The organism is Geopseudomonas sagittaria, assembly GCF_900115715.1.
GTDB lineage: Bacteria > Pseudomonadota > Gammaproteobacteria > Pseudomonadales > Pseudomonadaceae > Geopseudomonas > Geopseudomonas sagittaria.
Map to the genome: position 1 here is coordinate 23427 of NZ_FOXM01000003.1, position 26608 is coordinate 50034.

The following is a 26608-nucleotide window of genomic DNA, read 5'->3' on the forward strand; positions in this document are numbered from 1 at the left end:
TCCGCTCGTGTCAGGGGATCGGAGATTCGGCCGGTGCGCCGGCCACGCTGATGCCGGACTGCCCGGTGAAGATCAGCCGGCCATCGGCCAGCTCGGCGACGCTGGACAGGCTGCCGGCGCCCCCGTCGTTCAGGCGCTTGAAGGTCCGGCCGCCATCGCCGGACTGGGTGACCACGCCGCCCTCGCCGACCAGCACGACCCGGCCATCGCGGGTGCGGGTGCCGCCATACAGCGACAGGCCGGTATCGGCGTCGACCTCCTGCCAGGACTCGCCGAAATCGCCGCTGCGGAACACCTTGCCGCGCATGCCGTAGACCAGCCAGTCGCTGGCCGACAGGGCGATCAGGCCGAAGAAGCTGCCGTTGTAGAAGTCCGGCAGGCGTTGCCAGCTCTGCCCGCCATCGGCCGAGCGCGCGACCAGGCCGGTCTCGCCGACCAGCATCAGGCGCTGCTGGCCGGCGCCGGCGATGCCATAGAAATGGCGGTCGCCGAGGCCGGTGTCGCGGGGCTGCCAGGTCTTGCCGCGATCGTCCGACACCAGGAAGCGCCCGAAGCTGCCGGTGGCGAACAGCGCCCCTTGCGCAGTGCCCCACACGCTCATCAGCGCCTCGGCGGCTTCGGCGTCGAAATGGGCCTCCTGCCAGCTCTGCCCGGCGTCCTCGCTGCGCAGGATCCAGTTGTCATGGCCGACCGCCAGCCCCAGCGACGGGTCGGCGAAGAACACCTGGGTCAGGGTCGAACCGCGCTGGGGAACCACGGCGGCCGGGCTCCATGGCTGGCCGACGTCCTGGCTGTAGAACAGATGACCCAGTTCGCCGGCGGCGACCAGGTGCTTGCCATCGGCTTGTGCCGCGCCATTGATCAGCATGAGGTGCGGTTGGCCGCTGCTGGCCGGAAACACCGGGCTGGGGCGGGGCAGGAAAGACGCGACCGTACCCGCGGCCACCAGGCCGACGATGCCTAGTCCGACCCAGATGCGCGAACGGCTGGGTGGCCTCCGGGTGCCGACCGCCGCAGGCGGTACCGTGCGCAAGGCCGATTCATTGTTGATTGTTGTGGCTGGCTGCATAACTCCTCCTCGTCGACCCAGACCTGACCGTCCCAAAGCAGACTGCGGTACTGGGGGATAGCCAGACTGTGGCGGCGCGAAGGGGCACGCACATCGTCCGATCAGACAAGGGGGGGCATCCCTCCCTCATTCGGACGATGCTTTCGGCATGGGACCGGGGGAGGCTCTCGGCTGGTCTGTAGACCGTCGAGGCGACAGCCATGTGCCTGCGGCCGTGGAGAAACCGCTCGTCGCATCTAGTCCGTTCGGACTAGGACAAAAGTACACTCGCTTCCTATGGTGGCCTTGAGACGCGACGGCAAGCCGTCGGCTCGCTGCCTGCAGTTCGATAGCGAGAACAAAAACAATGAAAACAAGAAAGCTGATCTACCTGACCCTTTTCTCTGCCTGCACCACCCTTTCCCCCGCCCTGCTGCCCGTTGGCCAGCCCGCGCTGCTCGCCCAGGCGGACAGCTGCCAGCGCTGCTCGGCACAGTTCGTCGCGCCCTCCATTTCGCTCGGCCAGCTGTTCCAATAGCGCCGCCCGACTGCGCAGATCCCGGCTCCGAGCCCCGTGCCCGGCCCAGCCCAGCCCGGAGTCGGTGCTCGCCTGAGATCGAAACGAAACCGCCCGGCGAATGCCGGGCGGTTTGTATGTGGCAGGTGGATCAGCGCTTGTCGACGGTGACGATCTCGCGGCGCTCGTTCATCGCTGCCGGCACCTCGGCCTCGTCGGTGTAGAACTGCTGGTACCACTCGCGCAGCTGGTAGACCGGGCCGTCGCCCGCGGCGAGCACCGGGTTGTTGATGCACACCTTGTGCTTCCAGATATCCACGTCCTGGTAGAAGGAGGTGCGGTTCTGCTGCACGTACTCCTTGGCCAGCGCCTCGTTCTGCTCCTCGCTCCAGCCCGGCATCTTCTTCACCAGGCAACCGAAACGCAGCTCGAAGCTGTTGGTGGTAATCGGCACATGGCAGTTGAGCAGGATCGAGTGCACTTCCAGCCCCTCGAACACCGCGCGCATGCGGGTGAAGTGGGTGGCCGGGCCGAAGTAGGCGGACTCGGCAACAAGGTCGCCGCCCAGGCGAATCGAGTCGCCGTGGAAGATCTGGTGGGCGATGTGGCCCTCGAACACGTTGGCGAAGTACTTGGTCGGCGTGCCGTGCACCGGGCCGAAGTGCTGGGCGTCGGCGAGGTTGTCGACCAGTTCGCGCGGGTGGGTTTCGATGATCAGGGTGTCGAGGTGCCAATCGTGCGACCACTCGTCGCTGTCGATTTCCGGCAGGTGCGGAATCACCACGCCCTCGGCCGGCGCCTTGCCTTCCGGGTTGTTCCAGACGAACAGCAGGCCGTTCTCCTCGCAGGTCAGCCAGGTGCGGGTCTTGGCCTTGGGCGGGATGCGCTCGCAGTAGGGAATCTCGACGCAGCGGCCGCTGCCCTCGAACTTCCAGTGGTGGAACGGGCAGACCACGCGGTTACCCTCCAGGGTGCCCTGCGACAGGTCGGCGCCCATGTGCGGGCAGTGGGCGTCGAGGACGCTGATCTTGCTGCTTTCGTCGGCGAACGCCAGCAGGCGGCTGCCGAAGATGTTCAGGGTATGCAGCTTGCCGTCGCGATAGTCGTCGGCGATACCCAGGCAGTGCCAGCCACGGGCGTAGCGGGCAGGCAGGGCATTGTTGGAATTGTGATTGTCTGCCGGAAAGGTCATCTGGCTTTCTCCGTTGAGCACACGCAAGGCGGGACACCGGCTGGCCGCGTCTCGAGGCGGGCCAGCCGGCAGCGTCCTACGATCTTCACCGACAGACGCGGCGCGCTCATCATCCGCTTGGACTAGATAACGCGATTTCAGGCGCCGACCGGCACGCGCCAGTCGGCGATGATGCCCTGCTCCAGGGCGAACGGCTGGGCGGCGATGGTGCGCTTCTGGAACCGCTCGGCCTCGGGGGCGGTGGCCAGCCAGAGCATGACCCGCGCCGGTACCTCGGGCGGCGCCACGCCGCCGCGCAGGGCGATGACGCCCTTGTCGCCGATGGTGGCCTTGAGCGCCTCGGTGGTGACCACACCGGGGTTGACGGTATAGGCGCGGATACCGCGCTCGCCCAGCTCGGTGCTCAACACCCCGGACAGGCGCGACACCGTGGCCTTGCCGGCGCCGTAGGCGTAGCCCCAGCCGCCACGGCCGGCCGCCACCGGCGGATCGCTCTCGCCGGCGCCGGAGGTAACGTTGATGATCACCCCGTCGCCGCGCTCGAGCATCTGCGGCAGCACCGCGCGGGAGGCGAGGAACGGCGCCAGCAGGTAGCCCTGGTAGACGCGCAGCAGGGTGTCCGCCTCGAGTTCGAGGAACGGCAGGTTGAGGTCGCCGCCCTGGTAGATGGCGTTGTTGACCAGCACGTCGATGCGCCCGAAGTGCTCGAGCACCGCGGCGCAGGCCGCGCACACCGAGTCCGCGTCGAGCAGATCCATGCGCACCACGAAGGCTTCCCGGCCCGACTCGCGGATGGCCGCGGCGGTCGAGGCCAGACTGCCGGGCAGCGGCGTGCCGTCCGGGTTGCGCAGCGCGTGCTGGTGGGCCTCGCCCTCCTCCAGCGTGCGCGCGCTGATCGCCACGTCGAAGCCGGCGCGAGCGAAGGCCAGCGCCGTCTCGCGGCCGATGCCCCGGCTGGCGCCGGTGATGAATGCCACCTTGTTCATTGCAGACTCCTTGAGTGAAATCCTCGGCCCGGTCAGGGCAATCGCACAATCCGCTGCAGGGGCGAATTCATTCGCCTGACGCGGCCACGCTGGCGAATGAATTCGCCCCTGCAGGCGGCTCAGTCTTGGCGCCGGACATGCCGCCCGGCATCGTCAATACGGACCAGAAACGACGAGGCCACCCGCGGGTGGCCTCGTCTGGACGGCTGCAGCAATCAGAAAAGCGCCGGACGCACCATGGCATCCATGCCGCCATCGACGAACACCACGCTGCCGTGCACGAAGCTCGCCTGCGGCGACTGCAGGAAGGCCACCAGCGCGGCGATCTCCGCCGGCTGGCCGGCACGCCCCAGCGGAGCGACGAAGTCGCGCACCGCCTGGCCGAAGCGCGGATCGTCCTTGGAGGATTGGAGCAGCGGGGTCTCCACCGCGCCGGGCGCCACCACGTTGAGGCGCAGGCCGCGGCCGCCCCACTCCACCGCCTTCAACCGGGCGTAGCGGGTCACCGCATACTTGGAGGTGGCGTAGGCGATGTGCGCCTGGTTCAGCTCGTTGGCCAGGGCGACGGCGCGCGCCTCGTCGCCGGCCAACATGGCCTCGGTCATCGGCTGGCTGTCGGCGCCCGGCTGGGTCGCGGCCACCGAGCCGATCACCAGCGCCGCGCCGTGCTCACCGCGGACCAGTGCATCGGCCAGGCCCTCGAGCAGCGCGCTGACGCCAAAGTGGTTGACCGCGACGATCAGGCCGCTGGACGGCGCGGTGACGCCGAGGCCGGCGCAGCACACCAGGCCGTCGAGCACGCCGTCGCAACGGTCGAGCACGGCCTCGACCGCCGCCTGGCGGCCCTCGGGGGTGGACAGGTCGGCGATCACCTCGGCGTTGGCGCGGTCGATGCCGATGATCTGGTGGCCGGCGGCGCGCAGGGCGGCGCACACGGCGGCGCCGATGCCCGACGCGGAACCGCTGACAGCTGTGACTGGCATGGAAACTCTCCTCGATGGCTGGATCTGCCCCACTCTAGGGGCGGCGCGAAGCGGGACGAATCGTCCAAGCGGACGATTCGCGCAGGCGGGGCTTCAGCCGCCGCGCAGCCGCTGGGTAGGGATCTCGGCCTGGCCCACCGCCATCACGCTGTTGAGCATGATGCGCACCAGTTCGGTCTGCCGGCGCACGCCGGTCTTGGAGAAGATCGCGCGCAGATGGGCGCGCGCCGTGTTGCGGCGGATGTTCAGCACCTCGGCGGCCTCCTCCAGCGACAGGCCGTTGGCCAGCTCGAGGCAGAGCGCCGTCTCCGCCGGCGTCAGGTTGAACAGCTGCTTGGTCACCGCGGTGCTGGCCAGCGACTTGCCGACGGCATCGCGGATGTACACCACCACCGCCGGCTGGCCCTTGCTTTCCGCCCATTCCAGCGAGGGCACCGACTCCACCACCACCACCAGGCTGACCTGGCCGGAAGGCCGGGCGATCGACACCGCCTCGGCGATAGGCGGACTCTCCTTGCCCTGGCGGGCGAAGGCGCTGCGCACCAGGCGCTGCAGTTCGCGATTGTCGCTGGGGTAGGAGGCTTCCAGACGTCCGCCGACCAGCTTGAGACCGTCGGCGCCGGCGAGGATCTCCTGGGCGATGACGTTCTGCTGCAGGACGCGGCCGCTCTCGTCGAGCACGATGGTCGCCACCGACAGGCGGCCGATCGCCTGGGAATACAGAGCGCCCATCGACTGGCTGCGGTCCAGCTGGTTGTGCATGTTGAGGGCGCGACGCAGGTGCGGCAGGATCAGCTCGCACAGGGCGCGGTCGCGCACCGAGAACTTCGGCGCGGACTCCGGACGGGTGATGCGGAAGCGCAGCTTGCCGGAATCCGGGGTGGCGATGTCCACGCCCATCACGTGGTAGACGCCCTTCGGCCCGCACCAGTGCTGGTAGTAGGAGGACTCGCGCCAGTCCTTCTCGCTCATCAGGTCGTCGACGGTGAACACCTTGTCGACCGGCTGGTTGATGAACGGGGTGCTGGAGTGCGGATAGGTCAGGTAGGTGACCTTGCCCTCGCCTTCGACGTTGCCGGCGACGATCATCAGGCCGGCATCCGACTGGTCGGGGACACGCAGGATCAGGGTCACGTAGTTGGCGACGAACAGGTCGCGCAGCTGCTCCATGGGGATGTGCCACAGCCGGCTGTCCATCGCCGCGTCGTACAGGGCCGCGACCAGGCGATCGTATTCGGCCAGATCCAGGCCCGCCAGGGCATGGAGGTCTGCAGTTGTCTTTTCCACCCTATCACCTCTTGCGGAAGCCGGCTCGTTGGCCGGCCCCTTGTTATTTTTGTCCATTCGACAGGTCGCACCGGAAAACCGGGTACCGGCAGACTCCACCTGCCCGGCAATTACCCTCCTCCGGTGCTGCGCACACAAAACCTTGCACAACGGTTCCCGGCTGCCTCTCTTCCGGAAAACCTCGTGCCAGACAGCTTCCAGCAAACCCGGGGGCGCTACAACCGCAATTGGTCGAATACCCCGACGCCAGTCGCCGACCCGGCACGGGTCCTGCGCCCTACACCCCGACCGGGGCGTCGCGGCGACTGTCGAGCGCGGCGGCCGATCCGTCGTTGGCGTCCGCTGCAGCCGCCGTGCGGGCCACCACCAGCGGCCGACCCTGGTTGAACCAGGCGGCCATCGCCGGCAGCAGGAAGATCGCGCCGAACACGTTGACCAGGAACATGAAGGCCAGCAGCACGCCCATGTCGGCCTGGAACTTGAGGGTGGCGAAGGCCCAGGTGCACACGCCGATGGACATGGTCAGCGCGGTGAACACCGCCGCCGTGCCGCGCTGGCGCATGGCCTCGTAGAAGGCATGGCGCAGGTCGCGGCCCGCCTCCATCTCGTGCTGGATGCGCTCGTAGAGGTAGATGCCGTAGTCGACCCCCACGCCCACCCCCAGCGCCACCACCGGCAGGGTGGCGACCTTGAGGCCGATGCCGAGCAGCGCCATCAGCGCGTTGCAGAGGATCGCCACGATGGCCAGCGGCACCAGGATGCACAGCACCGCGCGCAGGGAGCGGAAGGTCAGCCAGCAGAACAGCGCCACCGAACCGAACAGCGCGGCCAGCATCATCACCTCGGCGCGGTCCACCGCCTCGTTGGAGGCCGCCATGATGCCGGCGTTGCCGCCGGCCAGGCGGAAGCTCACCCCGGGGGTGACGTCGGCGGCGATGATGCGCTTGACCTCCTTGATCACGTGGGCGACGGTCGCCCCCTCGTGGTCGGTGAGGAACATCAGGATCTGCATCTGCTGGCAGCCGTCGGTGACCATGCCCAGCTCCGACGAATAGGCGCGCGAGCCCTGCTGCAGCCCGCGTTCGGAGTTGGGGATCGCCGACCAGCGCGGGTTGCCCTCGTTGTTGCCGGAGATCACCACCTTGCCGGCGGCGGTGACGCTGGACACCGACTGCACCCCGGCGACGTGGCGCACGGCGAAGTCGAAGCGGTCCACCGCGCGCATCACCTGCGGGGTCAGACAGGCTTCCGGGTGGTCCTTGACCTCGACGAACACCGTCAGCACGTCGAGGCCGATGGCGTAGCTGCCGACGATCCGCGCGTTGTCGCGGTTGTAGCGCGAGTCGCTGCGCAGTTCCGGCGCGCCGGCGCCGATGTCGCCGGTCTGCAGCTCGCGGGCCTTCATGGTGCCGACGGCGAGCAGGGCCAGGCTGAGGGCGAATACCACCAGCGCCGGGCCGGGCTTGGCCAGGCCGGACACCCGCCACCACAGGGCGTGCTTGCGCTGCGGGTCCGGCTTGTTGCGGCACTGCGCCGAACGCTCCAGGCGCAGGTGGGAGATGATGATCGGCAGCATCATCTTGTTGGTGACAATCATCAGCATCACGCCCAGGCAGGCGGTCACGCCCAGCTCGTGGACGATGGGGATGTCGATCAGCATGATCACCGCGAAGCCCACGGCGTTCATCAGCAGCGCCAGCGAACCGGGGATGAAGATCTTGCAGAAGGCCGCGTGGGCCGCGGTCTGCGCGTCGGCGCCGGCCAGCACGTCCTGCTTCCAGGCGTTGGTCATCTGCACCGCGTGGGACACGCCAATGGAGAAGATCAGGAACGGCACCAGGATCGACATCGGGTCGATGCCCAGGCCCAGCAGCGGCAGCAGGCCGAGCAGCCAGACCACCGGCAGTAGCGCCACCACCAGCGCCACCACGGTCAGCTTGAGCGAGCGCGAATAGCCCCACAGCAGCGCCGCGGTGATCAGGAAGGCCACCACGAAGAAGCCCATCACCGCGCCCAGGCCTTCGACCACGTCGCCGACCAGCTTGGCGAAGCCGACCACGTTGATCTCGATCTGCTCGTTGTTGTAGCGCGCGCGGATCTCCTCCAGACGCTTGGCCACCTCGGTGTAGGACACCTTCTCGCCGGTCTTCGGGTCGACGTCCTGCAGGTCGGCGCGCACCATCGCCGCCTTCAGATCGTTGGCCACCAGGCGGCCGACCTGCCCGGAACGGGCGGTGTTGTTGCGCACCTGCTCGAGGTCCTCGAGGGTCCCGGCGAAGCGCGGCGGCACCACCACGTCGCCGAAGAAGCCGTCCTCGGTCACCTCGACGTACTGCACGTTGGGGGTGAACAGCGAGGTCACGCTGGAACGGCTGACCCCGGAGGTGAAGAACACGTCGTCGGTGACCTTGCGCAGGGTATCGAGGAACACCGGGTTGTAGATGTCGCCCTCGCCCTTCCAGCGCACGCTGACCAGGAAGCGGTTGGCGCCGCTGAATATCTTGCTGTATTCGAGGAAGTTCACCATGTAATCGTGACGCAGCGGGATCAGCTTGTTGAAGCCGGGATCCAGTCGGGTCTGCAGGGCGCTGGCGCCCAGGCCGACGGTGATGGCGACGAACAGCGCCATCAGCGCGCGACGGCGGGCCATCAGCAGGTCGGCACAGGCCTCGACCCAGCGATCCACCCGGGAGGTTTGCTCTTTCATCTGGTCACCCTCAGTCCTGCACGGCGGCGACGCCGCCGCGGAAACTCTTGAACACGCCATGTTCGCCGCCGACCACCAGCACCCGTTCGTCCAGCGCCGATACCGAGGTCAGCGTGCCCAGGCCCTCGAGGCGCAGGCTGTCGAGCAGCATGCCCTCGCGATCGAAGCGGGTAACCACGCCGCCGCCGCCAACCACCAGCACGCCGCTCTGGCCGGGCAGCCGGGCGTGACCGTAGAGCGGCGCGGTATGGCCGAGCGGCACCTGGGTCCAGCTCTTGCCGAAGTCTGCGGTCACGAACACGTGGCCGCGCATGCCGTAGGCCAGCCAGCGCTGCGCCGACAGGCGTACCACGCCGAACAGCGAGCCCTTGTAGAAGGCCGGCAGCGCTTCCCAGTTCTGCCCGCCGTCGGCCGAACGCAGCACCGTGCCCTGCTCGCCGACCAGCATCAGGCTGCCGTCGGCGCCGCCGGCCATGCCGTTGAGGTGATAGCCGTCCACCGGCAGCTCGCGGGCCTGCCAACTGCGCCCGCCATCGCTGGAGACGAAGTACTTGCCGTAGCTGCCGTAGGCCACCACGGTGTTCTCGCCGCCGGCCCACACGCCGAGCAGCGGCTCGGCCAGCTCGGCGTCGATCAGCACTTCCTGCCAGTTCTTGCCGCCGTCCTCGGAGCGCAGGATCCAGCCGTCGTGACCGACCGCCACCAGGCGCTCGGCGGAGAGTGCCGCCACGCCGGTCAGCGCGCTGCCGCGCTTGGGCTCGACGCTGGCCTGCTGCCAGCTGTCGCCGAGGTCGTCGCTGGTGAGGATGATGCCCTGCTCGCCGACGGCGACCACCCGGCGGCCGTCGACGGCCATATCGTTGATCAGCAGGCGGTCGGTGCGCAGCTGGGTGGCCGGCAGGGGGGGCGGCGTGCGGTGCGAGAAGGCGTACACGGCGGTCGCCGCCACCACGGCCGACATGGCGTAGGCGATCAGCTGGCGCATGGCGACCTCCACAGGTGATTGAGTGCTTTCATGCTGTCTTTCCCTTGTTCTTGTTGTGGGCGACCGCGACGCGGCGGCCGCGCGACGCAGGCGTTGATACGGCCCGATAGTCCGCAAGACAGAGCTGTGCCGGCATCGTCCATAAGGAGTACGCCGGCACAGAGGGGGGGAATGGGGATGGGCTGGGCTATCGGATGAGCCCGCTGTAGGGGCGAATTCATTCGCCTTTGCGAGGCGTTTTGGCGAATGAATGCGCCCCTATACACGCCATGGCCGAGTGGCATGGCGTCATGCGATTGCCCTGGGGGATGGGCGTAACTCAGGCGATCTCGAACAGGCCGGCGGCACCCATGCCGCCACCGATGCACATGGCCACCACCACGTAGCGCACGCCGCGGCGACGGCCTTCCAGCAGGGCATGGCCGACCATGCGCGCGCCGGACATGCCGAACGGATGGCCGATGGCGATGGCGCCGCCGTTGACGTTGAGCCGGTCGTTGGGGATGCCCAGCACGTCGCGGCAGTGGATCACCTGGCAGGCGAAGGCCTCGTTGATCTCCCACAGGCCGATGTCGGCCACGGTCAGGCCGAAGCGATTGAGCAGCTTGGGCACGGCGAACACCGGGCCGATGCCCATCTCCTCCGGCGCGCAGCCGGCCACGGCGATGCCGCGGTACACGCCGAGCGGCGCCAGGCCGCGGCGGGTGGCCTCGGCGCGGCTCATCAACAGGGTCGCCGCGGCGCCGTCGGAGAACTGCGAGGCGTTGCCGGCGGTGATGAACTCGCCCTGCGGCACCCACTTGCCGTCCTTCCACACCGGCTTCAGCGCGGCCAGATCCTCCAGCTTGGTCGACGGGCGGTTGCACTCGTCGCGGTCGGCGAGCACCTCCTCATGGCCGGTCGGGTTGCCCTCCTTGTCGAAGCACAGCTTGCGCGCGGCCAGCGGCACGATCTCGTCGGCGAACAGCCCGGCGGCCTGCGCCGCGGCGGTGCGCTGCTGGCTCTGCAGGGAATACTCGTCCTGGGCGGCGCGCGCGATGCCGTAGCGGCGCGAGACGATCTCGGCGGTCTCCAGCATCGGGATGTAGGCCGCCGGCACCACTTCCTGTACCGCCAGCGACTGCGCGCGGTAGCTGTTCTTGTGCTTGGTCTGGGTTAGCGACAGCGACTCGACGCCGCCGGCCACCGCCACCTGCATCTCGCCGGCGATGATGCCCTTGGCGGCGACGCCGATGGTCATCAGGCCGGAGGCGCACATGCGGTCCAGCGCCATGCCCGGCACGGTGTCCGGCAGGCCGCCGGTGTAGGCGCACAGGCGGCCGATGTTGTAGGCCTGGGTGCCCTGTTGCACCGCCGCGCCCATGATCACGTCCTCCACCGCGCCCGGCTCGATGCCGGCGCGCTCGACCACCGCGCGCACCACGTGGCCGCCGAGCACCGGCGCCTCGGTGTCGTTGAAGGAGCCGCGGAAGGACTTGGTCAGCGCGGTGCGCGCGGTGGATACGATCACCGCATCGTTCGGATTGGCTTGCATGGGAATCTCTCGCTCAGTTGAAGGTGTAGCGGCTGATGGTGTCGACCACGCAGCCCGGGCGGTCGCCGCCCTCGATCTCGACGCTGACCCGCACGGTGGCCTGCACCGCTGCGCCGATCGCCTCGACGCGGACAATCTCGGCGCGGCCGCGCACCCGCGCGCCGACCTTGACCGCCGCCGGGAAGCGCACGCGGTCGCAGCCGTAGTTGACGCCCATGCGCAGGTTGTCGACCTCGATCAGCTGCGGCAGGAACAGGTTGACCAGGGACAGGGTCAGGTAGCCGTGGGCGATGCAGCCGCCGAACGGGCCGCTGGCGGCGCGCTCGGGGTCGACGTGGATCCACTGGTGGTCGCCGGTGGCCTCGGCGAACAGGTTGACCCGCGCCTGGTCGATCTGCAGCCAGTCGGTGGCACCCAGGTCCTGGCCCTCGGCGGCGAGCAGCTCGGCAGCACTGGAAAAGATGGTGGTCATGGCGCGCTCCTCAGGCCTGCTGGGAACTGACCGACAGCACTTCGCCGGTCATGTAGGAGGCGTAGTCGCTGGCCAGGAAGACCATCACGTTGGCCACTTCCCAGACCTCGGCGGCGCGGCCGAAGGCCTCGCGGCTGGCCAGACTGGCGAGCAGCTCCTCGCTGGAGGCCTTCTTGAGGAAGTCGTGCAGGGCGATGGACGGCGACACGGCATTGATGCGCACGCCGAACTCGGCGGCTTCCAGCGCGCTGCAGCGGGTCAGCGCCATCACCCCGGCCTTGGCCGCGGCGTAGTGGGCCTGCTCCTTCTGCGCGCGCCAGCCGAGCACCGAGGCGTTGTTGACGATCACCCCGCGGCCGCGCTGCTGCATGTGCGGCAGCATGGCGCGGGTCATGCGGAAGGTGCCGGTGAGGGTGATGTCGAGTACCCGCGACCACTCCTCGTCGCTCATCTCGACGACGAGCTTCTGCCCGCCGAGGCCGGCGTTGTTGATCAGCACGTCGACGCCGCCCAGAGCCTGCTCGGCGGCGGCCACCAGCGCCTGCACCTCGCTCTCCACGGCGACGTTGCACAGCTGGCCGTAGACGGCGGCGAGGCCGGTCTCGGCCTTGAGGCGCTCGACCGCCTCCTCGAGGCGGCGCGGGTGGATGTCGGAGATCATCAGCGCCCGGCAGCCCTCCTCCGCGCAGCGCTTGGCGGCGGCGAAGCCGATGCCGGCGCCGGCGGCGGCGGTGATCAGGACGGACTTGCCGGCCAGCAGCTGGTGGCCGGGCACGTAGGGGGGAGCTTGTCGCATGGCAGAAACCTCATCGGTAAAGGGTCTGCCACAGGTATACGGGGCGATCGGGGGCGTCACATCGTCAAAACGGACGGGGGATGGCGTTCGGCAGCAGGCCTGTCCAGGCTATGAATCACCCCCGGCACTGCGGCTTCTGGCCTTTTGCAACAGCGCCATGGCTTTGGGCGAACCGGGACTGACCACCAGCAGCCGCTCGGCATAGGCCGCAGCTGCGGCTGGTCGCCCCTGCTCCAGGCTGTAGACGCCGGCAAGCCAGAGCAGATCGGACTCATGCGGGTGTTCGCGCAATACCTGCTCGACCACCGCGAGCGCCCGCTCCGGCGAGCTTGGCCGCAAGGCCAGGGCCAGCGCATAGGCGAAGCGCGGATCTTCGGGGGCCAGTTGCCGGGCCTGCTCGAAGCGCTCGAGCGCCTCGCCGCTGCGCCGCTGACGCACCAGAGCAAGCCCGAGCGCGTAGTGCAGCAGCGCCGCCTGCGGCCGCTGTGCCAGCCCATGGCGCAGCACCGCCTCGGCCTGGGACTCGCCCCCGGCGCTGCGCTGCAGCTCGGCGAGTTCCAGATAGGCCGGCTGATACAGAGGATCCAGGCGCAGCGCCGCCTGAAGCTGCGTCTCGGCCTCCGCCGCACGCCCCTGACGACTGCGCAAGCGGGCCAGGGCGGTGCGCCCGTCGGCACGGTCGGCATCCAACTGCAACGCGGCCTCGTATTCACCCAGCGCACGCGCGTAGTCGGCTTGCCGGGATTCCGGCAAGGGCACGTCGGCGAGCAGGCGCGCCGCTTCGCTGCGCACGCCAAGGACGGGGTCGCTCAACAGTGGCGCCAGCCACTCGCCGCGCTGGCTCGCCGGCAGCGACTCGAAGGCTCCCAGCGCCGCCTGGCGCACCAGCGGGCTCGGATCGTCCAGCGCCTTGCGCAGCGCCGGCCAAGCCACCCTTTCCGAATGCCCGTGCAAGCGGCTGGCCGCGCTGGCGCGCACCAGCGGCGGCTGCGCCGGGTCATCCAGCAGCTTGGCCAGCGCCGTGGACGCACCGGGCAGGTTGCGCTCGTCGGCCGCCCAGGCGTCGGCGAAGCGCTGGTAGCCCTCGAGCGGCTGCGGGTGGTGCTCGCGGATCGCCTGCGCCGCCCATTCGGCCGACTGCTCCGTGTGGCAGGCGTTGCAGGCATTGGGCGTGCCCAGTCGGGCGCTCAGATCGGGGCGCGGAATGCGCAGGCTGTGGTCACGCCGCGGATCTATGACCATGTAGGTGGACTCCGGCATGTGGCAGCTCACGCACTGGGCCCCGGGCGATCCCGCCGGGTGGAAATGATGCCTGGGGCTGTCGAAGTGGCTGGGCAGGTGGCATTGGCCGCACAGCGCATTGCCCTCCGCGCGCAGCTTTTGGCCATGCGGTTCATGACAATCGCTGCAGGTCACCCCCGCCGCGTGCATCCGGCTCTGCTCGAAGGACGCGGAGACGAACACTTCCTCCCGCTGCTGGCCGTCCAGATGGTAGAGGCCGGGCTGCAGCAGCGCCGGACGGTAGTGATCGAGGAAGGGCTTGCCTGCGTGGTAGCCCTCGGCGATCTGGCTGCGCCGCGAGTGGCATTGCGCGCAGACATCCTGCTCCTTGCGCCCCTGCAGCGGCGTCGCGCGGTGCGCCGTGACCTGCTCGATGGCCCGGCGCCAGCCGCTGCCACGGCGTTCATCGAGAAGCAACGTCAGGCCCTTGCCAGGATCGCCGCCCCCCTCGCGCGCCCAGCTCAGATGCTTCGAGGCCGGGCCATGGCAGGCCTCGCAGCCGACGTTGATCTCCGCCCAGCGCGTGGCAAAGGTATCGGTGGCGGCGTCGTAGCCCTTGCGCAGATCGGTCGAGTGACAGTCCGCACACATGTAGTTCCAGTTCTGCGAAGGCCGGGTCCAGTGCAACTCGTCGCGGTGCCCGACCTGTTCATCGGGGTACAGGTGGAACCAGCGCTGCCCGCCCGCACTGGCCGGGCGAGTGTCCCAGGCGATGGACAAGGCCTGCAGACGTCCGTCCGCAAACTCCACCAGATATTGTTGCAGCGGCTCGACGCCGAAGGTGTAGCGGACCTCGAACTCGGCAAGCTGCCCGTCGGCACCGTCGGTGCGCACGAAGAAACGCCCGTCGCGACGGTAGAAGCGCGACTCGATCCCCGCATAGGTGAAGGTCGCGTCGGCGAAATCACCGAGCACCGTGCCGGGCCTGGCATGTTGCATGGATTTCGCGTGCTGCGAGCCCTGCCAGGCCTGGAATTGCGGGGCGTGGCAGCCCGCACAGGTCTGGCTGCCGACGAACTCGGGCCCGCGGCCGCCCTTCTCATTGGCGACACCCAAGCGGTGCCAGCAGGTCAGTCCGACAAGCAACGACAGGCCGGCGGCCAGCAGGATCATGCTCAGGCTGCGTCGGCTGGCGAAAGGTGAGCGGGGAGCGTTCGACATGGCGTTCATCCCAGGACAGGCATGCTCGGGGCACAAGCAGCAGCCCCATGCTGCCCGCAGGCCTGATCGGCGAAAAGCCCTCACGGCGAATAGCTGCGCTTTGACGATATCCGTTGCGCGCAGCGGATAACGCTACGGAATCAGGCTTGGAAATACTGGCTCGGCAAAACAACAACAAAAATGCTTGCGGAGCTTTCCATGACACCGACTGTCACGACCTCACTCGCTTCCACTCGACCCGGCGATCCGAGCGCTGCTGGCCAGATCAGGCGCTGCGAACCAGCGCGCCAGATCAGTCTGGCAAGTACCTGCATCTCGGTCGCCAGCCTGCTCGGCATGCTCTGCCCGCTGGCGGCCCACGCCGACTTCGCCAAGGACAGCCAGCTCAACCTGGGCCTGCGCAACTTCTATCTGGATCGCGACTTCCGCGGCGACGCCGCGCCGATCTCCCGGGTGGGCAGCTGGAGCCAGGGCTTCGACCTGCGCTTCCAGTCCGGCTACACCGAAGGGCCCCTGCAGTTCGGCCTGGATGCCTCGGCGCAATACGCCTACCGCCTGGACGGCGGTGGCGGGCGCGGACCGGATACCGTGCTGCCCTACGACGACAGCAAGGGCGAGCAGGTGCAGGACTACGGCCGCTCGGCGCTGACCGCCAAGGTGCGCTACTCGAAAACGGAACTGACGGTCGGCGAACACCGCCCGCGCCTGCCGGTCGCCTACTTCGACGACTCCCGCCAGTTGGCCAGCACCTTCCACGGCTTCCAGGTCGCTTCGCAGGAAATCGACGGACTGAGCCTCACCGCCGGCCGCTTCAACGAGATCAGCACCCGCGAATCCTCCGATCACGAGAAGCTGTACCTGTTCACCCGCCCCAACGGTCCGCGCCGCCCCAGCGACGGGCTCAATTTCGCCGGCGGCACCTACGCCTTCACCCCGGGCCTGTCGGCCACCTACTTCTACGGCCAGCTGGAAGACATCTACCAGCAGCACTACCTGGGCCTGGCCCACAACGTCTCCCTCGGCGATGGCTACTCGCTGAAGACCGATCTGCGCTACTACGACAACCGCGAGGATGGCGAGGCGCTGTACGGCGACATCGACAATCGCTCCTACGGCCTGCTGGGCGCCCTGACAAAAGGCGGCCACACCTTCAGCCTGGGCTACCAGCGCATGCTCGGCGACAGCGCCTTCCCCACCCTGAACGGCTTCACCCCGCAACCCTTCCTGGTGAACTGGTCGGCCGTGGCCTTCATCCGGCCGAACGAGAGCTCCTGGCAGGCACGCTACGACTACGACTTTGCCGCGCTGGGCGTGCCGGGGCTGCGACTGATGACCCGCTACCTCCGCGGCACCGGCATCGACCGTGGCGGCAACCTCAGCGATTCGAGCGAGAGCGAGCGCGACCTGTTGCTGAACTACGTGGTGCAGAGCGGCCCGCTCAAGGGCGTCGGCCTCGCCTGGATGAACATCGACAGCAAGTTCGAGCACGGCAGCGATTACGACGAGAACCGGCTGATCGCCACCTACACCTGGAAGCTCTGGTAGATCGACTGCCGCGCCAAACACACCGCGAGTGCGATCCGGCCAGCCATGGCCACCACCAACAACAAGAAAAAGAAGGACTCCACCATGAACCTGAGGCACCTGAGCGTGGCGCTCTGCATCACCGGTCTTGTCAGTCTGAGCTGTCAGGCCGCCGAGAAGCCCAACTTCCTCATCATCATCGCCGACGATATGGGCTACAGCGACCTGGGCAGCTTCGGCGGCGAGATCGAGACACCCAACCTCGACGCCCTGGCCAGCGAGGGAGTGCGCCTGACCAACTTCCAGGCCGCGCCGACCTGCTCGCCGACCCGCTCGATGCTGCTCAGCGGCACCGACAGCCACCAGGCCGGCCTCGGCAACATGGGCGAGCTGCTGCAGGAGAACCAGAAAGGCAAGCCGGGCTACGAGGGCTATCTGAACCAGCGGGTCGCCAACCTCGCGGAGGTCATGCAGGACGCCGGCTACAACACCTACACCACCGGCAAGTGGCACCTGGGCCGCACCGAGGAGCTGAGCCCCAAGGCGCGCGGCTTCGACCGCTCGTTCATCCTGGTGCAGGGCGGCGCCAGCCACTTCGACGACCAGAAGGCGATCATCAGCGTCGATCCCAAGGCCATCTACCGCGAAGACGGCAAGCAGGTCGAGGTGCCCAAGGGCTTCTTCTCCAGCGAGTTCTACACCGATCGCCTGATCGACTACATCGAGAGCGACAAGGCCGAAAAGAAACCATTCCTGGCCGTGCTCTCCTACACCGCGCCGCACTGGCCGCTGCATGCGCCGGATCAGTGGATCGACAAGTACCAGGGCCGCTACGCCGAAGGCTACGAAGCCCTGCGCCAGCAGCGCCTGAAGCGCATGCAGGAGCTGGGCATCGTGCCCAAGGGGGTCAGCGCCAACACGCCGATGGAGGGAGGACTGCCGACCTGGGAGCAGCTCACCGAGGAACAGCGCCAGCGTGAGGCACGCAGCATGGAGGTGTACGCCGCGATGGTCGACAACATGGACCATCACATCGGCCGCATGCTCGACTACCTGCGCCAGAGCGGCGAGCTGGACAACACCTTCGTGCTGTTCATGTCCGACAACGGCGCCGACGGCAACAGCCCCATCGACCTGCCGGGCAACCGCGAATGGATGGCCAAGGAGTTCGACAACAGCCTGGAGAACATGGGCCGCAAGGGCTCCTACATCGACTACGGCGCGCAGTGGGCGCAGGTGGGCGCCACCCCGTTCCCGTTCTTCAAGGGCTTCACCAGCCAGGGCGGCACCACGGTGCCGGTGATCCTCAGCCACTCCAGCCTGAAGGCGCAGGCCGGCCAGCTGAACGGCCAGTTCTTCCACGTGATGGACGTCATGCCGACCATCCTCGAACTGGCCGGCGTCGAGCATCCCGGCACGCAGTTCCGCGGCCGCGAGGTGCAGCCCATGCAGGGCGTGTCCATGCTGCCCGGCCTGCACGGCCAGGCGATGCCCGAGCGCGCCGTCGGCTGGGAGCTGTTCGGCCGCCGCGCCCTGCGCAAGGGTGACTGGAAGATGACCTGGATGACCGCGCCCTACGGCTCCGCGCAGTGGCAGCTGTACAACCTGGCCAAGGACCCGGTCGAGGCCCACGACCTGGCCAAGCAGGAGCCGGCCAAGCTGGCCGAGCTGACCCAGGAGTGGGATGCCTATGTGCAGCGCAACAACGTGCTGCTCGGCCCGGTAAAGATCAAGTACGGCTTCGAAACCTGCCTGTACGATCACTGTTTCCAACAAGGCCAATGACCGAAAGCCCCGGCGGGAACGCCGGGGCTGCCGAGAAGCTCACCCGACACCCTGCCCGGCTTGCTCGCTGGCAGGGTGTTTCACTTCCTGAAGCCATCGCCATGTAACCGTGCGGCCAAGACATCGACCGGATGCACCGGCAAGGCAGCCAGGCGCACAGGGATCTGCATCCGCCTGCCACTCAAGGAAGCCGAGACAAAGTCTGCGACGGCAGTTCCCCGAAGGCCTGCTTGTAGGCCGTGGTGAAATGACTGGGCTGGGCGAAGCCCCAACGGAAAGCCAGCTCGGACAACTGCAACTCACCCGGCTGGTGGCGCAGCAACAGTTCGCGGATAGCCTTCAACCTGCAGCTCTGTATATAGCGCTGCGGGCTGGTGCCCAGGCTCTGTCGGAAGGCCTGTTCCAGGCTGCGTCGGCTGGCGCCACTGACGGCGACCAACTGGCTGATGCACAGCGGCTGGTCAAGATGGGCATGGATGAAGTCCACCACCCGCTTCACGGTACCGGGCAGCAGGCTGCGCTGCGGCAGGGTGCTCAGGGAAGGGATGAGATGCAGCAGGTTCTCGCAGAACAGCTGCTGCAGGTGTTGCTGGCCTATCGGGGTCGCCAACAGCCCCGAGGGACGGCCCGCTTCGCTGTCCACCAGACTGAGAAGGTTGCCGAGGCTGACCAGGGCCGGGTGCTGACGCCCGATCAGTTGGGCCTGGGCAGGCAACTGCGCCACCTCGCGCTGATGGTGGCGCATCACATGATCGGACAAGCATGACGCATCCAGCGCGATCACCACCGCCTGCGTCCCCTCGTGCCAGACCACGTCCACCTCGTGGCCGGGGGTGAACACCAGCTGCTCCCCGGCCGCGGCGCACTGCCCGTCCGGAAGGCTGCTCACCGCGCCCTGCAAGGGCAGGATGCCATGCCAGCTGGCCAGTGGCATCGAGCGGACCCCGATTTCGAGTCCCCATTCGGCACCGAACAGCTTCAGCTGCGGCATGACCTGCATGTTGAAATGGATATCGGCCTGGCCGCGTCGACAGGGCTGCAGGCTGCGTTCCTCGACCTGACTGCTGAGCAGCGTCGCGACCTCCTCCAGATCGCGGGAAGCCAACCAGGGCCGCCCGGCGAAGGGCAAGCTGCCGCTCGCCGGGCGAGTCGCAAGGGAATGGGCGTGACTGTCCATCACGAGAGCCTCTCATGCGCCCCGGCTGCCGATACCCTCTGAGCGGTTCGGGCGGGGCTTCTGTTGTTATTTTCGGGCTGGCGTTCAAACGCGGGACAGTCTACTGCCATTCGCCAGCGAAAATCACAACTACATGACTCACGAGAGAATCCTGTTCCGGCGAGCACCGGTCAGCTTATCGACCAGATGATCAATGCTGCCGCCGGCAGCCGGCGAGCCCTTCCCGGCGCTCGTCGGCTGCCGCTCAGAAGGTCTCCCAGGCCCCGTCCCTGACGCCGCACGCCCTGGCAGCCACTGCCGGCGCCACGACTTCGCGCTTGGGAAGCTCGCGCGGCGGCAACGCATCCGGCTGCTGCGGTTCGTCGCCCAGCCGGAATACTGCAACCGCCTCCTGCAGCGTCTGCGCCTGGTCGGCCAGCGAGAGCGACGCGGTGGACGCCTCCTGCACCAGTGCGGCGTTCTGCTGGGTCACCTGTTCCATCTGCGCGACGGCGGCGTTGACCTGGGCGATGCCTTGGCTCTGCTCCTGGGAGGCCGCCGAGATCTCGTCGATGATGTCGGCCACCCGGCGCACGGCGCCGACCACGTCGGCCATGGTCCTGCCGGCCTGCTCGACCAGTTGCGAGCCATCCTCGACCCGGCGCGTAGACTCCTCGATCAGTGCCTTGATGTCGTTCGCCGCGGAGGCCGAGCGGCTGGCCAGGTTGCGCACCTCGCCGGCCACCACCGCGAAACCGCGGCCTTCCTCGCCGGCGCGCGCCGCCTCCACTGAGGCGTTCAGGGCGAGGATGTTGGTCTGGAAGGCGATCGAGTCGATCACGTTGATGATGCTGGCGATGCGCTGCGAGCTGTCGGTGATGCCCTGCATGGTCTCGACCACCCCGTGCACCACTTCGCGGCCGTGCTCCGCAGTGCTCGAGGCATCGTTGGCCAGCGCACGGGCATGGCGGGCGTTGTCGGCATTCTGCTGCACCGTGGCGGTCAGCTCCTCCATGCTGGCCGCCGTCTGCGCCAGGGAGGCCGCCTGCTGCTCGGTACGCGCCGACAGGTCGACGTTGCCTCTGGCGATCTGCGCCGAGCCGCTGGCGATGCTCTCGCTGCTAGCGCGTACCGAACCGACCAGCTGGGTCAGCGAACCCTGCATCCGCTGCATCGCGTGGGTCACGCTGCCCGGCAACGCCCGCGACATGTCGATGCGCGCGGTGAGATCGCCATTGGCGATGCTGGTCGCCAGATCGGCCACCGCGGCCGGCTCGCCGCCCAGCTGGCGGGTCAGGCCGCGGGTCAGGAGCACGCCGATCAGCACACCGGCCAGCAGACCAGCGACGGTCAGGCCGATCATCAGCAGACGGATGTCGGCGTAGATCTCGTCGGTCTGATGGCTGAGTTCGGCGGCGTTGCCCATCTTGCTCTCGACCAGCTGAGTCATCATCTCGGTAGCCTGGTCGGCAACCGGCCGAATGGAGGTGAGCAGGTATTCGGTCGAGGAGCGCGGATAGGGCACATCTTCGCCGTCGAGGCGGCGGACCACATCCTTGATGTTCTGCTCGAATTCCGCCTGCACCTCCAGCAGATAGCCGAGCCGCGTCTTGTCATCCTCGCTGACGAAGGTTTCCCCGGCCCTGGCCATCTCGCTGCGTATCAGCTCCAGGTGTTCATCCAGCTCGTTCAGATACTCCTGCCGCTCCTCGATCGACGCCGTCAGGATCGCGCTGCGAATGGCCGAGGCCGCGGCCAAGAACTGGCTGTTCGCTTCGCTGGCATGACGCAGGCCGGTGGCCTCGCGCTCGTACATGAGGGACGCCAGCTCCTTCAGCTGCGCGGCCTTCATAATGCCCTGCAGACCGACGAAGGCGCCGATCAGCGATACCAGAAAAAATCCACAGACCAACTTGGTGCCCACTGTCTGTCGTCTCAACCAATCCATGCATGCTCTCCAGGCCAAAATGAACGACGCCCCGGCCACCAGGCCGAGGCGTCGCGACATTCACCGCTCCCTCAGGTCCCCCACACCTTCTGCGCCTTGGGCGCTTCGGCGAGGATCGCGTCGACCGCGGCACCGATCTCCTCCGGCAGCCAGCGCGCGCCCTTGTCGCGGGTCACCCCGGTGCGCCAGCCGTCGCCCAGGGAGATGCGCCCGCCCTGGCTCTCGAACACCTGGCCGGTGACGTGGCGCGACTGCGCGCTGCCCAGCCAGACCACCAGCGGCGCGACGTTCTCCGCCGCCCACAGGTCGAAGCTGCCATCCTCGGGCTTCTTCACCACCTCGGCCATGGCGCTCTCGGTCATCGAGGTGCGCGCCGCCGGGGCCAGGGCGTTGGCGGTGATGCCGTAGCGGGCCAGTTCCGCGGCCTGCACCAGGGTCAGCGCGGCGACGCCGCCCTTGGCTGCGGAGTAGTTGGACTGCCCCACCGAGCCCTGCAGGCCGGCGCCAGAGCTGGTGTTGATGATCCGCGCGTCGACCGGCTGGCCGGCCTTGGCCTGGTCGCGCCAGCGGCGGGCGAGGATGTTGGCCAGGCAGAAGTGGCCCTTGAGGTGCACCTGCATGACCAGGTCCCAGTCCTCTTCGCTGAGGCTGAGGAACATGCGGTCGCGCAGGATGCCGGCGTTGTTGACCAGCACGTGCACCTCGCCGAAGGCCGCCAGCGCGGCGTCGACGATACGCTGGGCGCTTTCCAGGCGAGTGATGTCGTCGGCGTTGGCGATGGCCTGCCCACCGGCGGCGCGGATCTCGCCGGCGACGTCGTCGGCGGCGGCTTGGCGGATGTCGTTGACCACCACGTTGGCGCCCTCGGCGGCGAAGGCCAGCGCATAGGCGCGGCCCAGCCCGCCGCCGGCGCCGGTGATGATCACGGTTCTTCCTGCACAGATAGCCATGGTTTTTTCCTTATCCGGTAGAACGTAGGGTGGGTTAGGCCGCAGGCCGTAACCCACCATCCGGGACGAGGCCCGGCGTATTGGTCGGTCGCACCGGTGGGTTACGCCGCTGCGCGGCTAACCCACCCTACGGGGCGTGGTCTCACAGCCTTTCGATGATGGTCACGTTGGCCTGGCCGCCGCCCTCGCACATGGTCTGCAGGCCGTAGCGGCCGCCCGTGCGCTCCAGTTCGTGCAGCAGCGTGGTCATCAGCCGCGCGCCGGTGGCGCCCAGCGGGTGGCCGAGGGCGATGGCGCCGCCGTTGGCGTTGGTGCGCGCCGGGTCGTAGTCCAGCTCCTTGGCCCAGGCCATCACCACCGAGGCGAAGGCCTCGTTGATCTCCACCCGGTCGATGTCGTTCATCGTCATGCCGGCCTTCTTCAGGGCATGGCGGGTCGCCTCGATGGGCGCGGTGAGGTGCCAGATCGGGTCGTCGCCGCGCACGCTGATATGGTGGATACGCGCCCGCGGAGTCAGGCCGTAGCGCTCGAGCGCCGCCTCGGAGACCACCAGCAGCGCCGCCGAGGCGTCGCAGGTCTGGCTGGATACCGCCGCGGTGATCGCCGGGTACTCCGCGCCCACCGGCTCCAGGCTGGCCATCTTCTCCAGGGTGGTTTCGCGCGGCGTCTCGTCGTACCAGACGCCTTCCAGCGGCACGATCTCGCGGGTGAAGCGGCCACCGGCGATGGCGGCCAGCGCGCGGCAGTGGCTCTCCAGGGCGAAGGCCTCCATCTGCGCGCGGCTGAGCTGCCAGTGATCGGCGATGCGCTGGGCGGCGTAGAACTGGTTGACTGGCTGGTCACCGAAGCGCGCCTGCCAGCCCTTGCTGCCGGAGAACGGGTCGGCGAAGCCGAGCGGCTGGCCCGCTAGCATCGCCGAGGAGATCGGGATCTGCGTCATGGTCTGCACGCCGCCGACCGCGACCACGTCCTGGGTGCCGCTCATCACCGCCTGCGCGGCGAAGTGCAGCGCCTGCTGCGACGAACCGCACTGGCGATCCACGGTGGTGCCCGGCACGTTGAGCGGCAGGCCGGCGGCCAGCCAGCTGGTGCGAGCGATGTCGCCGGCCTGCGAACCGATGGTGTCGACGCAACCGAAGATCACGTCGTCGTACTCGTGGGCCGGGATCGGGTTGCGCTGGACCAGCGCCTTGAGAACGTGGGCGCCGAGGTCGATGGCGTGCACGTGGGACAGACCGCCCTTGCGCTTGCCGGTCGGGCTGCGCAGGGCATCGACAATATAGGCTTCAGCCATGGGTTACTCCTCGAAGGTGTTGCCCGGCCCCAGCGGGGCGCCGTCGGCCAGCACGAAACCGGCCACCCGGGACTTGTGGAAAGCGCGGTCGCCCCAGGAGGCGTCGAGCGCCCAGGCCCGCTTCATGAACATCTGCAGGTCGACCTCCCAGGTGTACCCCATGGCGCCGTGCACCTGGATGCCGTGACGGGCCGCCAGCCAGGCCGCCTCGCCGCACACCAGCTTGGCGTGGGAGACATGCACCGCGGCGTCGCGCGCACCCTGCGCCAGGGCGTGGGCGGCGCGATACAGCACCGGCTTGGCGAACTCGATCCGGGTGGCGACGTCGGCCAGGTGGTGCTTGACCGCCTGGAAGCTGCCGATCGGCTTGCCGAACTGCTTGCGCTGGGCCACGTAGTCGACCGACAGGTCGAGCATGCGCTGGGCCAGGCCCAGCGACTGCCCGGCCACCGCCAGGGCGCCGCGGTCCAGGGTCTGCGCCCACAGCGCGCGACCACTCTCGCCGGCGGCGACGCGGGTCGCCGAACTCGGCTCCCACACCACCTGGCTGAGACGGCGCGAGGCGTCGATGCTCGGATTGGCGATCACGTCGGCCAGCGGGCGCGGCACGGCATGCACCTCGTCGCCGTGGGCGAGCAGCAGCAGGTCGGCCAGGTGCGCGTCGGCCACCAGCGGGTTGACCGGATGGCCGACGGCGATGCGGATGCTGCCCTCGGCGACCTGCGCCAGCCAGTCGGCGCGCCCGCTCACGCCATCGCCGAGCCCGGCGAGCAGGCCGCTGGCGACGTAGGCGGTATCGGCCAGCGAGTCGGGGATCGCGTAGTAGCCCAGCTCCTGGGTCATCAGCGCCCAGGCCACGTCGTCCATGCCCAGGCCGCCGCAGTCCTCGGGTACCGACAGGCCGGTGAGACCCTGCTCGGCGATCTTGTTGCGCAGTTCGGGAGAGCGGCCGGCATCGGTTTCCCAGACGTCGCGGAGCATCTCGGGGGCCGCTTCGGTCATCAGGAAGCGGCTGACCGCCTCGCGGAAGGCGAGCTGGTCGTCGGTAAAGGTAAAGTCCATGATCCGCCCCTTACTTCGGCAGGCCGAGCATGCGCTCGGCGATGATGTTGCGCTGGATCTCGTTGGTCCCGGCGTAGATCGGCCCGGCCTGGGCGAACAGGAAGCCTTCCAGCCAGCCGTGGTCGTCGCCGCTCTCGGGGGCCCCGGCGAGCAGCTCGCCGCGGGCGCCGAGGATGCGCATGGCGGTCTCGTGCATGCGCAAGTCCAGCTCGGACCAGAAAATCTTGTTGGTGCTCGACTCGGCGCCGATGCGCGCGCCGCGGGCCAGGCGGCCGACCGTGTGGTAGGCGGACAGCGCGTAGGCCTCGGCGGCCATCCACGCCTCGCAGACCGCCTCGCGGATGCTCGGGTCGCGGTCGGCGCTGGCCTGGTTGGCGCGGTACAGCTCGACCAGCTTGCGCGCGGTGTACTGGAAGCGCGCCGGCGAGCGCAGCAGCAGGCCGCGCTCGAAGCCGGCGGTGGCCATCGCCACGTGCCAGCCCTGCCCTTCGGCGCCGATGCGGTTGTCCACCGGCACGCGCACGTCGTCGAAGAACACTTCGGCGAAGGCGTCCTTGCCGTTGAGCGCCTTGATCGGGCGGATGGTCACGCCCGGCGCATCCAGCGGCACCAGCAGGAAGGACAGGCCGTGGTGGCGGCTGGAGCCTGGATCGCTGCGGAACAGGCCGAACAGCCAGTCGGCGAAGATCGCGCGGGTCGACCAGGTCTTCTGGCCGTTGAGCACGTAGTGGTCGCCGTCGCGGATCGCCTTGCTGGTGATCGCCGCCATGTCCGAGCCGGCATTCGGCTCCGACCAGCCCTGCGCCCACATGTCGGCGCTGGCGGCCATGCGCGGCAGGAAGCGCTTCTTCTGCTCCTCGGTGCCGAACTCCATCAGGGTCGGGCCGAGCAGCAGCTGACCGTTCTGGTTGACGCGCATCGGTGCGCCGGCGCCGTAGTACTCCTCCTCGAAGATAAGCCATTCGGTGAGGTCGCAGCCGCGCCCGCCCAGCTCGGCCGGCCACATCACCATGGACAGGCGGGCGTCGAACAGGCGGCTTTCCCATTCGCGGTGTTGTTCGAAGCCTTCGCGGGTGTCGTAGCTGGCCAGCGGCTCACGCGGCAGGTTGTCCGCCAGCCAGGCCCGCACCTCGGCGCGGAAGGCCTGTTGTTTCGGGGTATAGGCAAGGTCCATGGTGCGTCCTCAGAACTTGGCGTCGCGCTTTTCGACGAAGGCCCGGCGGGTCTCCGCCGAGTCCGGACTGGTGTAGGCCTGCAGGGTGAAGCCCTGCTCCCAGCGATACTTGTCTTCGAGGTTGCCGTCCTCGATGCCGTTGAGCGCCTCCTTGGCGATGCGGATCATCTCCGGGCTCTTGGCGGCGATCTTCGCGGCGATCTCCAGCGCGGTCTCGCGCAGCTGCTCCTTGGGCACCACGCGCTCGATGAAGCCGTACTGGGCTGCCTCGCGAGCACCGATCTTGTCGCCGGTGAAGAACAGGTAGCGCACCTTCTGCACCGGGAACAGGCGCTGCAGGTGGGCGCCGCCGCCCATGGCGCCGCGGTCCACTTCCGGCAGGGCGAAGGTGGCGCACTCGGCGGCGACCACGATGTCGGCCGCGCCGGTGATGCCGATGCCGCCGCCGAGGACGAAGCCGTGCACCGCGACGATGACCGGCACCGGGCAACGGTGCACGGCGCGGAAGGTCTCGTAGTTGCCCTTGTTCACGGCGACGATGCGCTCGGGATGGGCGTCGAGTTCCTTGATGTCGACCCCGGCGCAGAAGCCGCGGCCCTCGGCGCGGATGACGATGACGCGCACCTCGGGGTTGGCGCCCAGCTCGTCGATCGAGCGCGCCAGTCCCAGCCATTCCTGGCTGTCCAGCGCATTGACCGGCGGCTTGGCGATCGTCAGTTCGGCGATGCCCGCGTCGATCCGGGTGATGAATGCCTGATTCATTGTT

Annotated in this window: 21 protein-coding genes; 3 read left to right on the forward strand and 18 right to left on the reverse strand. The window is 68.5% G+C overall.

Features of this window, described 5'->3' with window-relative positions; translation table 11 throughout:
• Positions 1-10: 10 nt before the first annotated feature.
• The gene (locus BM297_RS04345) at positions 11-1033 is read right to left on the reverse strand and encodes a WD40/YVTN/BNR-like repeat-containing protein (RefSeq protein WP_175526599.1); all 1023 of its coding nucleotides are present in this window, start codon (positions 1031-1033) and stop codon (positions 11-13) included.
• Positions 1034-1415: 382 nt separating this feature from the next.
• Between BM297_RS04345 and BM297_RS21770 the strand changes: the two genes are divergently transcribed.
• On the forward strand, positions 1416-1586 hold the full coding sequence (locus BM297_RS21770) for a hypothetical protein (RefSeq protein ID WP_175526600.1): 171 nt from the start codon (positions 1416-1418) through the stop codon (positions 1584-1586).
• 130 nt (positions 1587-1716) lie between these two features.
• Here BM297_RS21770 and BM297_RS04350 read toward each other — a convergent pair whose 3' ends face one another.
• From BM297_RS04350 to BM297_RS04395, 10 genes are all read right to left on the reverse strand, one after another.
• The gene (locus tag BM297_RS04350; RefSeq protein WP_092428691.1) at positions 1717-2757 is read right to left on the reverse strand and encodes a 3-ketosteroid-9-alpha-monooxygenase, oxygenase component; all 1041 of its coding nucleotides are present in this window, start codon (positions 2755-2757) and stop codon (positions 1717-1719) included.
• Positions 2758-2894: 137 nt separating this feature from the next.
• A complete protein-coding gene (locus BM297_RS04355; protein ID WP_092428693.1) occupies positions 2895-3743 on the reverse strand; it encodes an SDR family NAD(P)-dependent oxidoreductase in 849 nt (282 codons plus the stop codon).
• Positions 3744-3958: 215 nt separating this feature from the next.
• On the reverse strand, positions 3959-4726 hold the full coding sequence (locus BM297_RS04360) for an SDR family oxidoreductase (protein WP_092428695.1): 768 nt from the start codon (positions 4724-4726) through the stop codon (positions 3959-3961).
• A gap of 93 nt (positions 4727-4819) precedes the next feature.
• Positions 4820-6013 (reverse strand): helix-turn-helix transcriptional regulator, encoded by a 1194-nt coding sequence (locus BM297_RS04365; RefSeq protein WP_245768205.1) that lies wholly within the window; start codon positions 6011-6013, stop codon positions 4820-4822.
• A 277-nt stretch (positions 6014-6290) separates the two neighbouring features.
• Entirely contained in the window at positions 6291-8720 is a 2430-nt protein-coding gene (locus tag BM297_RS04370; RefSeq protein WP_092428699.1) for an efflux RND transporter permease subunit, read from the reverse strand.
• Between the two features lie 10 nt (positions 8721-8730).
• Positions 8731-9705, reverse strand: a complete 975-nt coding sequence (locus tag BM297_RS04375; protein ID WP_092428701.1) for a YCF48-related protein — start codon at positions 9703-9705, stop codon at positions 8731-8733.
• 319 nt (positions 9706-10024) lie between these two features.
• Positions 10025-11239: an acetyl-CoA C-acyltransferase gene (locus BM297_RS04380; RefSeq protein ID WP_092428703.1), complete on the reverse strand. Its 1215-nt coding sequence runs from the start codon at positions 11237-11239 to the stop codon at positions 10025-10027.
• Between the two features lie 13 nt (positions 11240-11252).
• Positions 11253-11711 carry a MaoC family dehydratase gene (locus BM297_RS04385; protein ID WP_092428705.1) on the reverse strand — a complete coding sequence of 153 codons (459 nt, stop codon included), beginning with the start codon at positions 11709-11711 and terminating at the stop codon, positions 11253-11255.
• 10 nt (positions 11712-11721) lie between these two features.
• Positions 11722-12507 (reverse strand): SDR family oxidoreductase, encoded by a 786-nt coding sequence (locus BM297_RS04390; RefSeq protein ID WP_092428707.1) that lies wholly within the window; start codon positions 12505-12507, stop codon positions 11722-11724.
• A 108-nt stretch (positions 12508-12615) separates the two neighbouring features.
• Positions 12616-14901: a tetratricopeptide repeat protein gene (locus BM297_RS04395; RefSeq protein WP_245768206.1), complete on the reverse strand. Its 2286-nt coding sequence runs from the start codon at positions 14899-14901 to the stop codon at positions 12616-12618.
• A gap of 384 nt (positions 14902-15285) precedes the next feature.
• Here BM297_RS04395 and BM297_RS04400 point away from each other — a divergent pair, with 384 nt between their 5' ends.
• Both BM297_RS04400 and BM297_RS04405 read left to right on the forward strand, forming a co-directional pair.
• Entirely contained in the window at positions 15286-16494 is a 1209-nt protein-coding gene (locus BM297_RS04400; RefSeq protein WP_245768215.1) for an OprD family porin, read from the forward strand.
• An 84-nt stretch (positions 16495-16578) separates the two neighbouring features.
• Positions 16579-18258, forward strand: coding sequence for an arylsulfatase (locus BM297_RS04405; RefSeq protein ID WP_092428713.1), 1680 nt, complete (start codon positions 16579-16581; stop codon positions 18256-18258).
• Positions 18259-18439: 181 nt separating this feature from the next.
• On the opposite strand, the gene BM297_RS04410 is transcribed toward BM297_RS04405, so the two are convergent.
• The 7 genes from BM297_RS04410 to BM297_RS04440 all read right to left on the reverse strand — a co-directional run bounded on the left by BM297_RS04410 (position 18440) and on the right by BM297_RS04440 (position 26604).
• Entirely contained in the window at positions 18440-19435 is a 996-nt protein-coding gene (locus BM297_RS04410; RefSeq protein ID WP_092428715.1) for a helix-turn-helix transcriptional regulator, read from the reverse strand.
• Between the two features lie 244 nt (positions 19436-19679).
• Complete coding sequence (locus BM297_RS22270) at positions 19680-21338, reverse strand: methyl-accepting chemotaxis protein (protein WP_281250234.1); 1659 nt, start codon at positions 21336-21338, stop codon at positions 19680-19682.
• 95 nt (positions 21339-21433) lie between these two features.
• Complete coding sequence (locus tag BM297_RS04420; RefSeq protein ID WP_092428717.1) at positions 21434-22312, reverse strand: SDR family oxidoreductase; 879 nt, start codon at positions 22310-22312, stop codon at positions 21434-21436.
• 142 nt (positions 22313-22454) lie between these two features.
• Positions 22455-23606: an acetyl-CoA C-acetyltransferase gene (locus tag BM297_RS04425; RefSeq protein ID WP_092428719.1), complete on the reverse strand. Its 1152-nt coding sequence runs from the start codon at positions 23604-23606 to the stop codon at positions 22455-22457.
• A gap of 3 nt (positions 23607-23609) precedes the next feature.
• The gene (locus tag BM297_RS04430; protein ID WP_092428721.1) at positions 23610-24668 is read right to left on the reverse strand and encodes an acyl-CoA dehydrogenase family protein; all 1059 of its coding nucleotides are present in this window, start codon (positions 24666-24668) and stop codon (positions 23610-23612) included.
• A 10-nt stretch (positions 24669-24678) separates the two neighbouring features.
• Positions 24679-25842 (reverse strand): acyl-CoA dehydrogenase family protein, encoded by a 1164-nt coding sequence (locus BM297_RS04435; protein WP_092428723.1) that lies wholly within the window; start codon positions 25840-25842, stop codon positions 24679-24681.
• Positions 25843-25851: 9 nt separating this feature from the next.
• The gene (locus BM297_RS04440) at positions 25852-26604 is read right to left on the reverse strand and encodes an enoyl-CoA hydratase family protein (RefSeq protein ID WP_092428725.1); all 753 of its coding nucleotides are present in this window, start codon (positions 26602-26604) and stop codon (positions 25852-25854) included.
• Positions 26605-26608: the final 4 nt, after the last annotated feature.